The sequence below is a fragment of the Kitasatospora sp. MAP12-44 genome (assembly GCF_029892095.1).
In the GTDB taxonomy this organism is placed as follows: Bacteria; Actinomycetota; Actinomycetes; order Streptomycetales; family Streptomycetaceae; genus Kitasatospora.
This window is the reverse complement of record NZ_JARZAE010000004.1, coordinates 6,752,592-6,766,070: the sequence shown is the minus strand read 5'-3', so window position 1 is coordinate 6,766,070 and position 13,479 is coordinate 6,752,592. Positions and strand designations below refer to the sequence as shown.

General features: G+C 71.3%; 14 protein-coding genes. 4 read left to right on the top strand and 10 right to left on the bottom strand.

Translation table 11 applies throughout. From position 1 onward, the window contains the following. Nucleotides 1-5: 5 nt before the first annotated feature. Entirely contained in the window at nucleotides 6-491 is a 486-nt protein-coding gene (locus P3T34_RS30720) for a GNAT family N-acetyltransferase (protein WP_280669292.1), read from the bottom strand. A 175-nt stretch (nucleotides 492-666) separates the two neighbouring features. Between P3T34_RS30720 and P3T34_RS30715 the strand changes: the two genes are divergently transcribed. Beyond that, entirely contained in the window at nucleotides 667-1,203 is a 537-nt protein-coding gene (locus P3T34_RS30715; protein ID WP_280669291.1) for a GNAT family N-acetyltransferase, read from the top strand. On the opposite strand, the gene P3T34_RS30710 is transcribed toward P3T34_RS30715, so the two are convergent. Both P3T34_RS30710 and P3T34_RS30705 read right to left on the bottom strand, forming a co-directional pair. Beyond that, nucleotides 1,193-1,492: a hypothetical protein gene (locus P3T34_RS30710; RefSeq protein ID WP_280669290.1), complete on the bottom strand. Its 300-nt coding sequence runs from the start codon at nucleotides 1,490-1,492 to the stop codon at nucleotides 1,193-1,195. The two genes, P3T34_RS30715 and P3T34_RS30710, sit on opposite strands and share 11 nt — an antisense overlap. A gap of 93 nt (nucleotides 1,493-1,585) precedes the next feature. Next, nucleotides 1,586-2,131, bottom strand: coding sequence for a 2'-5' RNA ligase family protein (locus tag P3T34_RS30705; RefSeq protein WP_280669289.1), 546 nt, complete (start codon nucleotides 2,129-2,131; stop codon nucleotides 1,586-1,588). Between the two features lie 144 nt (nucleotides 2,132-2,275). On the opposite strand from P3T34_RS30705, the gene P3T34_RS30700 reads away from it, so the two are divergent. Beyond that, nucleotides 2,276-3,250: a zinc-binding dehydrogenase gene (locus tag P3T34_RS30700; RefSeq protein WP_280669288.1), complete on the top strand. Its 975-nt coding sequence runs from the start codon at nucleotides 2,276-2,278 to the stop codon at nucleotides 3,248-3,250. Between the two features lie 275 nt (nucleotides 3,251-3,525). Here the strand turns inward: P3T34_RS30700 and P3T34_RS30695 are convergent, their stop codons facing one another. From P3T34_RS30695 to P3T34_RS30665, 7 genes are all read right to left on the bottom strand, one after another. Continuing rightward, nucleotides 3,526-4,764 carry a styrene monooxygenase/indole monooxygenase family protein gene (locus P3T34_RS30695; protein ID WP_280669287.1) on the bottom strand — a complete coding sequence of 413 codons (1,239 nt, stop codon included), beginning with the start codon at nucleotides 4,762-4,764 and terminating at the stop codon, nucleotides 3,526-3,528. Nucleotides 4,765-4,842: 78 nt separating this feature from the next. Further along, nucleotides 4,843-5,424 (bottom strand): ATP/GTP-binding protein, encoded by a 582-nt coding sequence (locus tag P3T34_RS30690; protein ID WP_280672498.1) that lies wholly within the window; start codon nucleotides 5,422-5,424, stop codon nucleotides 4,843-4,845. Between the two features lie 34 nt (nucleotides 5,425-5,458). Continuing rightward, on the bottom strand, nucleotides 5,459-5,887 hold the full coding sequence (locus P3T34_RS30685) for a DUF742 domain-containing protein (protein WP_280672496.1): 429 nt from the start codon (nucleotides 5,885-5,887) through the stop codon (nucleotides 5,459-5,461). Between the two features lie 116 nt (nucleotides 5,888-6,003). Beyond that, a complete protein-coding gene (locus P3T34_RS30680; protein ID WP_280669286.1) occupies nucleotides 6,004-6,468 on the bottom strand; it encodes a roadblock/LC7 domain-containing protein in 465 nt (154 codons plus the stop codon). Next, complete coding sequence (locus P3T34_RS30675; RefSeq protein WP_280669285.1) at nucleotides 6,465-8,486, bottom strand: ATP-binding protein; 2,022 nt, start codon at nucleotides 8,484-8,486, stop codon at nucleotides 6,465-6,467. Before P3T34_RS30675 ends, P3T34_RS30680 begins: the two co-directional genes overlap by 4 nt. 693 nt (nucleotides 8,487-9,179) lie before the next feature. Beyond that, complete coding sequence (locus P3T34_RS30670) at nucleotides 9,180-11,069, bottom strand: peptide-N4-asparagine amidase (protein ID WP_280669284.1); 1,890 nt, start codon at nucleotides 11,067-11,069, stop codon at nucleotides 9,180-9,182. Nucleotides 11,070-11,284: 215 nt separating this feature from the next. Continuing rightward, nucleotides 11,285-11,512, bottom strand: coding sequence for a hypothetical protein (locus tag P3T34_RS30665; protein ID WP_280669283.1), 228 nt, complete (start codon nucleotides 11,510-11,512; stop codon nucleotides 11,285-11,287). A 123-nt stretch (nucleotides 11,513-11,635) separates the two neighbouring features. On the opposite strand from P3T34_RS30665, the gene P3T34_RS30660 reads away from it, so the two are divergent. Together P3T34_RS30660 and P3T34_RS30655 are read left to right on the top strand one after the other, a co-directional pair. Next, on the top strand, nucleotides 11,636-12,115 hold the full coding sequence (locus P3T34_RS30660) for a gamma-glutamylcyclotransferase (RefSeq protein ID WP_280669282.1): 480 nt from the start codon (nucleotides 11,636-11,638) through the stop codon (nucleotides 12,113-12,115). A 141-nt stretch (nucleotides 12,116-12,256) separates the two neighbouring features. Further along, nucleotides 12,257-13,417, top strand: a complete 1,161-nt coding sequence (locus P3T34_RS30655; protein ID WP_280669281.1) for a PP2C family protein-serine/threonine phosphatase — start codon at nucleotides 12,257-12,259, stop codon at nucleotides 13,415-13,417. Nucleotides 13,418-13,479: the final 62 nt, after the last annotated feature.

The window sequence follows — 13,479 nt, the reverse complement described above, 5'->3', positions numbered from 1 at the left end:
GCTCGCTACACCAGGTCCTTGGTCATGAACACCCGGCTCGTACCGGGCGGATCACAGGGGACCTCACCGAAGACGCGCCAGCCATGCCTCCGATAGAAGCCGGGCGCCTGGAAGCTGATGGTGTACAGCACGCCGGTGCGGCAGCCACGCCGACGGGCCTCCTCCTCCGCCTGCCGCAGGATCTCGCTGCCGACGCCGGAGCCGCGAAGCTCGGGCGGCAGGTGGAACAAGTCCACAAAGAGCAGACCCAGCGACGTTCGACCGGTGAGTCCGCCAACCACCCGCCCCGTCTCCGGGTCCCGGACCAGCACCGCGAGCGCTCGCCGATCCCCGGTACCCGCCTCCTGAACGTTGAACTCGTCGAGCGCGTCCGAGATCAGTGCAACATCGTCCGCGTCGGGTCGGTCCGTGACGAAAATGCTTGTCACCGGCCCGCAAACCAGCGCCGACCCGCCCTCGCCGGAGACGGGGGACGAAGCTGCGTACGCCATTCGATCAGTCATCCGCCGAACATAGCGACAGGGTCTGACACCGGCACCGGCCACTCCCCAGTGCTGCTCCGCAGAAGTTCGTGGAGGGGTGCAGGGGCCCAGGGATGGTGTTGAACCCACTGTCAGTAATAGGCTGTGGGCGTCTTCATCTATTACTGAGCTGAAGGGGTGGATCGTGCCGACGCGTTCCCAAGTCGCGGAAACCGATCGACTGATCCTGGCGCGTCCTGATCCGAGTGATGCTCCGGCAGTCTTCGCGGTGCATGGGGACCCGGCCACGAACCTCCACAACCCGCATGGGCCTCACCGGTCGCTCGACGAGAGCGAGGCATTCCTGCAGACGATGCTCGCCGACTGGACCCGTGACAGCATCGGCTACTGCGCCGTGACGCGTCGCGAGGACCCGGGCACCGTCATCGGATTCGCGGGGATCCGAGTCAGCCAGATCGAGGGCAAGCGCGTGCTCAATCTCTACTATCGGTTCACTCCTTCGTCCTGGGGATACGGGTTCGCCGGGGAGGCGGCCCGCACAGCCTTGGGCCTGGCGCGTTCGCTCTTCCCGGACACTCCCGTGGTGGCGCTCATCCGGGAGGACAACCTGCCCTCGCGGCGCCTGGCCGAGCGCCTCGGATTTGAGTCCAGTCACGGCAGCAGGGATGCAGAGGGCCGGTGCGTCCACGTGCTCTCCTCGCCCGGATGTCTCACGCCTTGAGCGGGATGCCTTCATAGGCCCACTTGTAGGGTCTCGCGGTCTCGTTGCGGTTGATTGCGTAGGCGGTCAGCTTGTCGATGAGGTCCTCGCGGCTGGAGAAGTCGCCGTGGCGGATCACGCGTCGGGTCATCGCGGAGAAGTACAACTCGCTGTAGTTGAGCCACAAGGCTGTGGCGGGGTCCAGTGCGCCGGGCGGTGCGGGACGGCCGGGGTAGCGGCGCGAGCGGGCCGCTGGTGCGACACCAACTATGCGGTCAGCTGCCGGAAGGACTGTCCGGGTCAGCGTCACCGTGACAGTGATCCGAACGGTGGCTGATGTCGATACGCTAGCCGTCGCTGTGGCAGCGAGCTCGCGCAGGCGGAAACCCGAGGATTGGGCAGGTCATCCCCGAAGGGCGAAGGACGCTCGCTGTCGCCATGTCCTGCCGTCGGTCACCATGAGCTCAACCGACGAGACGCGCGCCGCTATCGGAAGGATGCCCGTCAGGGCTGCCTCGACCTCGTCCAGGACTTCGGCTTCTTGGCTCTGCGCGACGGTCAGATGCGGGACGAGTTCCGCGAACCGGCCTTCGAACGGCGGGACTTCCGGCCACCGATCGGCGACCGCGTGGGTGAGTTGCAGAAACTGCCGCTGCCCGTCGGACTCAGGGGCGAGATACAGGATTCCGGGGAACCGTCCGAAGGTCTCGAATCGCACGTCGAAGGCCGGGTAGCTGCCCAGGGGGTCAGCGATGGCAGCACGGATGTGAGCGTCTATCAGATCCTCGTGGAGGAAGGGGAAGAGCACGGTCACGTGGGCTGGAACGCCGGATCGGGCTGAGGGGTCAAGTCGTTCACGCCATGCACCGACGGCAGGCTCGGCCTCCGGGATCCTGACGATGAGTCCGGTCTGTCCCGCCTGGAGCGTGCTGGAACTGTCCTGTGCCATGGAACCTCATGGTGCCACGCGGCAAGGAACGACGTCGCATGCGGGAGGCTCGGGGTCCTGGATGGCACTTGCGGAGTGTTCGGTGAAATCCATACACTCAAGGTGTTCGGTTTTAGGTGAACACTCTGACGACGGGTGGCAGTCATGCGCGCAGTACTGGTCGAGAAGTTCGGTGGTCCGGAGGTCCTCACGCTGGCCGACGTCCCCGTGCCGAAGCCCGGGCCCGGTGAGGTGAGCATCGAGGTCGCGTACGCGGGCGTCAACTTCGCGGAGCTGAAGGCGCGCTCCAGCGGGTACCGGGTGGCCTCGCTCCCCCACCTGCCCGGCCTGGAGGTATCCGGGCGGATCCGGGAGGTCGGGGACGACGTGACGGGGTTCCGCCCCGGCCAGGAGGTCGCGGCGCTGACGGCCTCCGGCGGCTACGCCGAGGTTGCCGTCGCCTCCGCGAACGCGGTCTTCGCCCTGCCCGCCGGCATCTCGCTGCGCGTCGGCGCCACCCTGCCGACCGTGCTGCCGACCGCGCACGCACTGCTGCACGAGGTCGGACGGCTGCGCACCGGCGAGACCGTCCTGGTCCACGGCGCGGCCGGCGGTGTCGGGACCGTCGTCGGGCAACTCGCCAGGCACGGCGGGGCGGCGGCCGTCTACGGCGTGGTCTCCAGCACCGCCAAGGTGGAGCACGCCCTGAAGGCAGGATACGACGAGGTGTTCGTCGGCGACGACTTCGACGACGACGTGTACCGGATCACCGGCGGCAGAGGCGTGGACCTGATGCTCGACCCGGTGGGCGGCGACACCTTCCGCCGCAACCTGGAGACGCTGGCCCCCTTCGGCCGACTGGTCTCCTACGGCAACGCGAGCGGTGCGGCACCCTGGCAGGTAGGGCAGATCCAGCTCACGCCGGGCCGCTCGGTGGCCGGCTTCTCGGTCCTCACGCTGGCCAAGAGCGACCCCGCGCTGCTGCGCGAAATCGCTTCCAGGGCCTTCCAGTTGGTGGCCGATGGCACGGTCGAGCTGCCGATCACCGCGGAGTTCCCGCTCACCGAGGCCGCCGCCGCACACCGCCTGATGGAGACCCGCACCACCACCGGCAAGCTCCTGCTGCGCATCGCGGACTGAGAACGTAACAGAGCAGCTAAGACCGACCGGCAAATGGAGGGTGGGAGAAGAAGGGGGTCCCCCCGGCCGGAGGCTGGGGGAGGGTCGAGGGCCGAGTCCAGGCGGTGCCGACGAAGGAGCCATGGCGGAGCCCTGGCGACTGAGGAGAAGCCGTCTGGGCGAGAGCCATCGGGCCGCGACGCCGCCCTCCATTTGCCGGTCGGTCTAAGCAACAACCGACTGCCCCCGGCGCGTCAGCGGGCCGGGGGCAGTCGGGCGGGATGGCGCGGGGCGGGTCAGCCCTGCGGCGTCACGGACGCGAGGTAGGCGCCGGCGAGCTCCGGGTCGTAGAACCACTGCTCGAAGTCGGCCGCGTTGTTGAAGCCGTTGGCGAAACGCTTGGCCACGGGCGGGAGTTGGCCGGCCGCGCCGATCAGGTTGAGGACGTGCTCCGGCGGCGGGGCGAGCATCGCGTTGGTCCACTTCGTCACGTGCTGGGCGTCGTCCCAGTAGCGGTCGAAGGCGGACTGCATGAACTCACGGTCGAAGGGCTTGTCGCCGTGCGCCAGGATGGCGGCCAGGTAGACGGCGGCGCAGCGTGCGGCGTTGTTGGAACCCTGGCCGGTGATGGGGTCGTTGGCGACCACCACGTCGGCCACGCCGAGCACCAGGCCGCCGCTGGGCAGCTCGCCGATCGGGTTGCGCACCACGGGGGCGTAGCGGCCGGCCAAGGTGGCTCCGGCGTCGGTCAGTTCGACGCCGTTGCGGGCCCGGTCGTACTCCCAGGGGGTGAAGGTCTTCATCAGGTCCAGGGTGAGCCGCAGGTGCTCGCCCGGGTCCTTCACGTTGCCGAAGACGTCCAGCGGACCGCCGGGGATGCCCTCCCAGAAGAGGATGTCGCACTCGCCCGCGCCGGTCAGCGCCGGGATCACGAACAGCTCGCCGACTCCGGGGACCAGGTTGCAGCGCACGGCCTTGAAGTCGTGCTCCGGGCGCGGGCCGAGGCCGCTCACATAGGAGACGGCGAGGGCTCGCTGCGGGGTGTCGTACGGCGAGCGGGCGGCATCGCGGCCGAACATCGAGACCAGCTCGCCCTTGCCGGCCGCGACGAGCACCAGGTCGTACGTCCGCGAGAAGTAGTCCAGGTCGGAGACGGCGACGCCGTGCACCACGACCTGGCCGCCGCGCTGGGCGAAGGTCTCCAGCCAGGCGGCCATCTTGATGCGCTGGTCGACGGACTGGGCGAAGCCGTCGAGGCGGCCGACCCAGTCGATCACCCGGGAGGAGTCGGGCCCGGCCACCGAGACGCCGAGGCCCTCGACTCTCGGGGCCTCGTCCTCCCAGAAGTTGAGGCCCAGGTCACGCTCGGTCTGCAGGGCTGTGTCGAACATGCACTGCGTGGACATCACCCGCCCGTCCCGCACCTCGTCGGCGGTGCGGTTGGTCATCACCGTGACGTCGTAGCCGTTGGACTGGAGACCCAGCGCGAGCTGGAGCCCGGCCTGACCGGCTCCGACGATCAATATCCTGCGCATTGCTGTCTGCCTTCTTGCTAGAGGTACGAGTACAGGGAGGAGAACCAGAACCCCGAGAGCCCCCGAGAACCCCGGGGATCACACCAGCTCGGCGGCGGCCGCCGGCTCCTCGGCCAGTGCGTGCACCACCAGGGCGGTCAGCACCTCCACCGTCGACTCGCGCCTGCGGGCGTCGCAGAGCAGCACCGGGATGTGCTCCGGCACCGCGAGCGAGTCGCGGACGGCGTCGGCGGAGTAGACGGGGGCGTCGTCGAACTGGTTGACGGCCACCACGAACGGCAGGCCGCTGCCCTCGAAGTAGTCCAACGCCGGGAAGGAGTCGGCCAGTCGGCGGGTGTCGACGAGCACGATGGCGCCGACTGCGCCACGCACCAGGTCGTCCCACATGAACCAGAAGCGGCCCTGGCCAGGGGTCCCGAAGAGGTAGAGCACCAGATCCGGCGCCAGGCTGATCCGGCCGAAGTCCATCGCCACCGTGGTGGAGGTCTTTGCCGGGACGGCGGCGGTGTCGTCCACGCCGAGGCTCGCCTCGGTCATCACGGCCTCGGTGGTGAGCGGCGATATCTCGGAGACCGAGCGGACCAGCGTGGTCTTGCCGACGCCGAAGCCGCCCGCCACCACGATCTTGGTGGAGGTGGCGTGGCCGGACACCAGCGGCACGCCCGGCGGGACCGCGGACCGGCCGGCCGCCGTCTCAGAGCTTGCGAAGTCCACCCAGCACCCTCTCCAGCAGATCCCGCTTCGACGTTCCCGGCACCTCGTCCCCGCCGTCCAGCGCTCCGCCGTCCACCGAGTCGGCGCCGTGCACGCGGATCCGACCCTGGTCGGCGAGGTCGCTGACCAGCACCTTCACCACACCCAGCGGGATCCGCAGCAGCGCCGAGATCTCGGCGATGGACCGCATCTGACCGCGGCAGACGTCGCTGATCGCGGTGAGCTCGGGCAGGCTGCGGTCCGCCGGGTCGGCGGGGCGGTTCAGCGCGGAGACCAGAGTCTCGACCAGCAGGACCCGGCCGAACCTGGTCCGCCCACGGGTGATCGCGTACGGGCGCACCCGGGACGAACGCCCCTGGCCCGGCCGGGCCGTGTCGGTCCGGCGGCCACGGACGGGCCCGCCCTGCAGCGGTCCGGAACCACCGCCGGCTCGACCGCCGATCCCACTACCGCTGTTGCTGCTATTGCTGCTGCTACTGCTGTTGTTGTTCGCGGTGCCGGGCATGTCTCCCACCTCCTCTGGGCTCATCGGACGGCCATCGCCCGGTGGAGTTCGCTGCGCACCTGGGGTGTCAGCGCGTGACCGGCGCGCTCGACGAGCAGCGCCATCTGGTAAGCCAGCACGCCCAGTTCACAGGTGAGCGTGGCGTAAACGCCGAGGCAGGAGCCGTCGCTGATCGCCATGACCACCAGGTGGCCCTGGTCCATCGTCACCATGGTCTGCCGGACGCCCCCGTACTCCAGGACCCGGGCCATACCAGCCGCCAGGCTGGTCAACGCCGAGACGATGGCGGAGAGTTCGTCGCTGCGGACCCCGGTGTGCGAGTCCGCAAGCAGCAGGCCGTCGGACGAGACCACGACGGCCTCCGCGACCCCGGCCACCGTGCCGAGGAAGTCGTCGAGCAGCCAGCGGACGTTCTTCGCGGCCTGGCTGACGGGCGCGGGGCCGGCCGGTGCCAGTGCCGACCGTGCGGAGTCGAAGTCGGTCATCGATCCTCTCCCTCTCCGGAGGTGGCGCGCTGTCCTTCTGCCGTGCTCGGTGCGGGGTCCGCCGGCGGACCGGCCGCCGCCGACTCGCGGGCGGCCTGGCGCAGGCCGCTCTGGAAGCCGCCGAGTCTGCGGCGCAGTTCCTCGGGCGATATCCCGGAGCGCTGCGGAGCGGGCTCGGGCTCGGGCTCGAGCTCGGCGGGCGCGGACTGCTCGGGTACGGGCTGTACGGGCTGCGCGGGTGGCTGCAGCGCGTGCCGGGGGCCGGCGGCGGGGGCCGGGGCCTCGGGAGGAACGGGAGCGGCGGGGGTCGCCTCCGGCTCCGCGGCGAACCGCCGCAGCCCGGACGCGGGCGTCTCACCGGTGCCCGGCAGCCCGTTGCCGCGCGGCACACGGCGGGGCAGCCCGATGTCGGTGACGGCTCCACCGGTCGCGGCATCGTCGGACGCCGTCTCGGGGAGCACCACAGGCACGGGAGCGGGAGCGGGCGCAGGCGACGGCTCAGCAGCCGGAGCCGCAGGAGCAGGCGCAGGCGCGCTCAGCGCCGGCTGGGCCGGCTTGCGGCGCGGCAGCAAGGGAAGCTCCGCATCCGTCACCGCCGCACCCGCACCCGCACCCGAGCCCGCCGCCGGCAGCGTGCCCAGCGGCACCGCCCGCGCGGCCGCCTCCGCCACCCGCGCCTCCACCGCGCGCGCCGTCGCCGCAGCCGTGGTCAGGCTGCGCTCCGCGCGCCGCTGGTCGTCCAGGTCCGCGGTGCTGGCCGCGGCGTCCGCCTGCAGCGCCTGGTGCGGCAGCACCACCATCGCGGTGATGCCGCCGCCCTGCGCATTCTCCCGCAGCTGCACCCGGATGTCGTGGCGCCGAGCCAGCCGGGCCACCACGAACAGGCCCATGCTCCGCCCGGTCAACGCACCGGCCAGCAGCGCGTCCCGCCGCTCGGCGCCCGGCTCGGAGGGCTCGGCCAGCTGCTCGTTGAGCGCCCGCAGCCGCTCGGCGGGCAGGCCGATGCCGCGGTCGGTGACCGAGATCATCACCTCGCCGTTGTCCAGCTGCCAGCCGCCGACCTCGACCTGGTCCTGCGGCGGCGAGAACGCCGTGGCGTTCTCCAGCAGTTCGGCCAGCAGGTGGCTGGTGTCATCGGCGACCGATCCGGTGAGCCGGACGGCGGCCAGGAAGCCCAGCTTGACCCGCTCGTAGCGCTCGATCTCGGAGACGGCGGCCCGGACCACGTCCAGCAGCGTCACGGTCTTGCGGCTGCGGTGGCTGTTCTCCATCCCGGCGAGCAGCAGCATGTTCTCGCTGTTGCGGCGCATCCGGGTGGCCAGGTGGTCGAGCCGGAACAGGCTCTCCAGCTGCGCCGCGTCGGCCTCCCGGCCCTCCAGCGCCTCGATCAGCACGAGTTGGCGCTCGACCAGGGTGAGCGTGCGCATCGCCAGGTTCACGAAGGTGGCGTCGACACTGCCCTGCAGCTCGTCGCGCTCCTTGACCAACTCGTCGCGTTCCCGGCGCAGTTCATCGCGCTCACGAAGGAGTTCGTCGCGCTCCCAGAGCAACCGCTCGCGCTCGCCGAGCTGTTCGCGCAGCTGCTCGTCCAGCCGTCCGGTGGTCTCCGCGTGGGCGGCTGCGGCCTCGGTCCACTGCTTGGTGAACTCCTCGTGCCGACGCAGGAGTTCGTCGCGCCCCTGGAGCAGCTGCTGGCGTTCGCCGGCCAGCGTGCGCAGTTGGCCGAGCTGTCCGTCGCGCTCGGCGAGCAGTCCGGAGCGCTCCTCGATCAGGGCGCCGAGGTTGCGGGCCGCCTGGTCGCGGGCCCGCTCCAGCGGCCGCGCGGTGACCCGCCGGACCACCACGGCCGTGCCGCCGAGCAGCACGACGGCCGCAGCCGAGCCGGCGACCAGGAGTGCCGGGCCGCTGCCACCGCTCCCGCCGCCGGAGAGGCCGCAGCCGGAGATCGCGGTGAGGGCCGGCAGTCCGATCAGGGGGCCGACCAGTCGGCGGCGGAGCTGTCTCGCGCGGCGTCGCATCAGCCGCCCTGCAGCGATCCCACCGTCAACGGGCTGACCGTCGACGAGCTGACCGTCAACGGGCCGGACGTCGACGGGCTGACCGTCGACGAGTTCAACGGCGCGCTCACGCGGCTCACCAGGCACCCGAGCAGTGCGGCGGCGCTCCGTAATCCTCTTACGCAACGGTGCTCTCAATCTCGTCAGACCACAAGTGCCCAGACCACGCCTGGCCTTGGACATCGCTCTCAGGAAGACGGCCGCACCCCGTTCCGCCGCTGACACCCGCAAGAGTGAAGCGTAAACCAAGGTCGACAAACAAGATCAACTCTTTCACGGGTCTTAGCGAATTCTTCACGTCGAGCCCCCAGAGTTGACGTTTGCGCAGGTCGCGGATCTATCACCGAGCCTGCCGAACAACCGGTCGGCAACGGCGATGTGACGCATATCTCACCTGCGCGATGATTCGGTTCAATCCTCAACCGCGCAGCATCCAGCCTTCTTTCCGGGCCTGCTCGACCGCCGCTCAAGAAGCACTCGCGGCCACCGGCTACGGACCGATCGCAGATCACGGATTCGCTCGTAACTCCATTCCCGCGACCGGAAATCCGCCCCTCTCCGCAATTCCGGTTCCTATATCCGGACACGCGTGAGCACCCGTTCCCCCACCCGGCGACAGGTGGGGGAACGGGTGCGACCGATACGGAACCTCCGCTACCGGCAGGACCGTTGGAGGTCCAGCGTGAGATATCCGTGGTCGGCGGCGAGCTGGTGGTCGTAGCAGCCGCCGTCGGCCGTCCGGCCCACGTAGTGCTCCGCGTCGCTGCCGTCCGCCTGGACGAGCGTGCCGGACTGCCGCTCCAGCACGCCCTGCGCCGTCAGCTCGTCGTCGGTGGAGGCGCCGGGCCGCCAGCTCCAGCCCTGCAGGGTCTGGTCGGCCAGGTGCCGGGCCACGGTGACCTGACCCTTGGCCAGGTAGCTGTCGGCGTCGGCGCCGGGCACGTACGAGCTGGTCACGTCGATCGGGTAGGACCAGCTGCTGCGGGTCACCTGCGGCCGGCCGTAGCCGTGGTCGCTGTCGGCGCTGGGGCCGGCGCTGGGGTTGGCACTGGGGTCGCCGCCGCGGTCGCCGCTGCGGTCCGTGCTGGTGACCGTCCAGCCGCTGTCGCGCTGCGAAGTGACCTGCTGCTGCCCCTGGTCGGCGATGGTGTCGCTGTTGCGGTACTCGCCGTGGTGGTCGATCCGCGTGCTGACCCGGCCGTGCGAGGTGTCCACGTAGCCGGCCACCGTCCAGTCCCGGTCGCCCGTCACGGTGATCAGGTCGGCGCCGGCCGGGGTGGTGCTCTGCGTGGTGTCGAGCTGCGGCGCGGCGGTGACGGTGTCGGTGGTGACCGCGCCGGTGGTCTGCTTGGCCAGCGGGTCGGTGGTGAGGAAGAGGCTGCCGTCGAGCGTCCAGCCGTCACTGATCCCGGCCGGCGGAACGAGCGTGACGGTGTGTGGCTTGCCGTCCGTCAGGGTGCCGGCGAACGGGGTCAGGTCGACGTCGTAGGGCAGCGTGCGGAACGCGTCGATGCTCGGGATCGGCCGCCACATCAGCGGGCTGATGCCGCCGGTGTAGATCGCGGGGAACGGCTGCACCGTCCCGGCGAGTCGGCCGTCCACCATGACCTGGACCTCGCGGTAGGTGCCGCCGCCGCACAGCCCGTAGTCGGGGTGCGCCGCCGCGTAGGCGTCCGGCACGTTGGAGTACCAGAACTCCTCGCAGCCGCCGCCCCGCGCGTACACCTGGAGGTGGGCGGCGGTGAGGTTGCGCGGGAACATCAGCGTGGAGGTCGCGGTCTGACCCTTGGTCAGCGTCCACCAGCCGGGCGCGGTGGTCGACTGCGAGACCGGGAGCACCTGGTCGGCGGTGGCGGCCGGCGGGTTGGACCGGTCGGCCTGGTAGTAGGTGACCGTCATGGTCATGTGGTAGACGCCGGTGTAGGTGGAGTTGACGATGTTTCCGAGGTCGACCACCAGCGGCTGCGGGGTGCGCAGCAGCGGGATGAAGCTGCTGAGGTCCTGGTCGACGTGCCAGTGGATGCCGGCCGGGTCGGGCTCAGGGGTGCTGGTGCGGAACACCTCGGAGCCGCCGATCCAGACGCCCGCGAGCCGGTCGTACTGGCGGCCGGCGACGCTGCCGGACCAGTCGAGCACCACCTTCGACCACGGCCCGGGGCAGTTCGCGGGCGGGGCGAGGGTGCCGGTGAAGGGCTGGCCGTAGCTGTTGGCGAAGTCGTGCTGCATCGCCGTGACGGTGCAGTGCGGGGTGTTCGGACGGCTGACGGGCGGCAGCGCGGTGGTGGGGTCGGCGTAGTTGGTCTCGACCTTGCCGGGCGACGGCGCGGGCGCCGCGTCAGCGGGAGCAGCGGGAGCAGCCGGGGCCGCATCGGCGTGTATCAGCCCCCGCCCGGACGCGGGCGCGGACGCGGATGCGGGCGCCAGTGCTGCGGCCGAAGCTAAGGCCGAGGCCGAGGCGACCGGGAGGCAGAGCGCCGCAGCGAGCGCCAGCACCACGGCGGGGACGGCGAGAGCGCGCGGGCGGCGGTGCGGGAGTGTCTTCATGGGGCTCCTCCGGCGGCGGCCTCGCACCGTACTGCTTGCGTGCTCCGCGACCGCGACGACATTGATGCGCTTGGCATGTACTCATGCGCAGCGATCACTGTCAAGGCCTCGAGCGCCCTCAGGCACCTTCAGGCACGCCCTTGACGCCCCTGACGCGCAGAACCGCCGTACCCGGCGTCAGAACACCGGGTACGGCGGCGAAACGCAGCGGGCCGTCAGTGGTGCAGCTGGGCGGCGAGCGTCCGGCACCAGCGGGCGAGCGCCTCGCGCTCCTGCACCCGCCCCTCACAGAGCGCGCCGACCTGCGCGTCGCTCATCCGGTTGGGGCCGTCCATGGCCAGCAGGTGACCCAAATCGTCCAGCAGCTCGGCCAGTCGTTGGGCATCGGTGTGTTCGATGGTGGCAGCAGCCTCGGTGTGACCGATCGTGACGGATCCAGGCATCACGCACTCCTTCTCTCGCCCCACCCCCTCGTCCCCACGGTACGACCCCGGCGCGGCACCCGCACCGGGGGGGCGGAATCATCGGACCCGCCCGCACCCGGCCCACCGAGGAGACCTCCGACCGTGCACCTCCCCTTCTTCGTCTACGGCACGCTGCGCCCCGGCGGGCACTACCACGCGCGCTACCTCGGCGGCCGCTGCGAGGCCGTCCGCCCGGCGGTGCTGACCGGGGCCGCGCTGCACGAGGGCCCGGGCTACCCGTACGTCGTCCTCGCTCCTGACGACCCGGGGCAGCGCGTCCACGGCGACCTGGTCACCGTCCGCCCGGCCGACTACGCCGCCGTGCTGGCCGCGCTGGACGAGCTGGAGGACTGCCGCCCGGACGGCAGCGGCGAGTACGTCCGGCTGCGGCTGCCCGTCCTGACCGGCCTGCCCGACCTGCCCGCCCCGGCAGGCCTCACCGCCCCGGCAGGCCTGACCGCCCCGGCAGGCCTCACCGACGCCTGGGTCTACCTGGCCGGCCCCGCCGAGGCCGCCCGGCTGCGCGCCGCGCCCGCCCCGATACCCTCCGGCAACTGGCTGGACCGCGACCGGCGTCCATAAAGGCCACCCCGCCCGCCGCCACCGGCACCCCGCCGACCGCGTCGCGGTGCGGTGGCGGCGGGCGGGGTGTAGTCAGGAGAGGTGCCCGAGCGGCAACAACCCGAAGCGTCTCCCCGGCCCCGACCACCCGTCGGCGCCCTGGTGCTGCTGCCGCTTGTGCTGATCGTGGTGATCACCATCATCGACATCCTGTCCCCGCCGAACATCCACCTGGGCCCGCTGCTGGTGGTGGCTCCCGCGATCACCGCCTCGTTCGCCAGCACCCGGCTCACCGCTGTGGTCAGCGTGCTCGCGGTGACCGCGCTGACCATCATCGGGGTGCTGCGCGACGGGCTGACCACCTCCAACCACGAGACCCAGATCGTCGCGCTGATCGTCGTCTCCGGCCTGGTAGTGCTCTTCAGCGCGATCCGGGACCGGCATGCCCGCGAACTGGTCCAAGTGCGCTCGGTCTCGGAGGCGGCGCAGCGCGTCCTGCTGCGGCCGCTGCCGGCCCGGATCGCCTCGCTGCGGATCGCCTCCGTCTACCTGGCCGCCGAGGCCGAGGCGCAGATCGGCGGCGACCTGTACGCGGCCACCCGCACCTCCACCGGCACCCGGCTGCTGGTCGGCGACGTCCGCGGCAAGGGGCTGGCCTCGCTCAGCGACGCCGCCCTGCTGCTGGGGGCGTTCCGGGCGGCCGCGCACCTGCAGACCACCCTGCCCGAGCTGGCCGCCCACCTGGACGCCAGCCTCAGCTGGGACCTCAACGAGGAGACCGGGGGCGAGCCGGGCGAGTCGTTCATCACCGCCGTCCTGCTCGACATCCCGGACCGGGGCACCGCGATCCGGGTCGTGAACTGCGGCCATCCGCCGCCCCTGCTGCTGCGCAAGGGCCGGGCGCTCGCGCTGGAGCCGAGCCACCCGGCGCCCCCGCTCGGCCTGGGCGACCTGGCGGCCTCCCCGTACCGGCCCGACGTCTTCGACTTCGAGCCGGGCGACCGGCTGCTGATCTACACCGACGGCGTGATCGAGGCCCGCAACGCCAACCGCGACTTCTACCCGCTCGCCGACCGGGTGGCCGCCTGGAGCAGCGAACACCCCGTCGCCCTGCTCCAGAACCTGCGCCATGACCTGCTCGCGCACGCCGGCGGCCACCTGGGTGACGACGCCGCCATGGTCGCCGTCGAACGCCTGACCGACCAGCCCGGGCCTGCCGACCCGTTAGGCCCTCTGGACCCACTAGACCCGTTGGAGCCCTTGGACCCGCTGAACCCCCTGGACCCGCTGGACCCGCTGGACCCGCTGGACCCGTCGAGCTGAATGGCGCAGCCCGTCGGGCGCTCCCGGGACGGCGCTGATCGACTGGATGCACGATGCGAGCC

Coding starts and splice junctions, on each gene's coding strand:
- P3T34_RS30670 (WP_280669284.1), bottom strand. CDS start 11,069: ATGAAGACACTCCCGCACCGCCGCCCGCGCGCTCTCGCCGTCCCCGCC.
- P3T34_RS30680 (WP_280669286.1), bottom strand. CDS start 6,468: ATGACCGACTTCGACTCCGCACGGTCGGCACTGGCACCGGCCGGCCCC.
- P3T34_RS30695 (WP_280669287.1), bottom strand. CDS start 4,764: ATGCGCAGGATATTGATCGTCGGAGCCGGTCAGGCCGGGCTCCAGCTC.
- P3T34_RS30665 (WP_280669283.1), bottom strand. CDS start 11,512: ATGCCTGGATCCGTCACGATCGGTCACACCGAGGCTGCTGCCACCATC.
- P3T34_RS30720 (WP_280669292.1), bottom strand. CDS start 491: ATGGCGTACGCAGCTTCGTCCCCCGTCTCCGGCGAGGGCGGGTCGGCG.
- P3T34_RS30700 (WP_280669288.1), top strand. CDS start 2,276: ATGCGCGCAGTACTGGTCGAGAAGTTCGGTGGTCCGGAGGTCCTCACG.
- P3T34_RS30675 (WP_280669285.1), bottom strand. CDS start 8,486: ATGCGACGCCGCGCGAGACAGCTCCGCCGCCGACTGGTCGGCCCCCTG.
- P3T34_RS30705 (WP_280669289.1), bottom strand. CDS start 2,131: ATGGCACAGGACAGTTCCAGCACGCTCCAGGCGGGACAGACCGGACTC.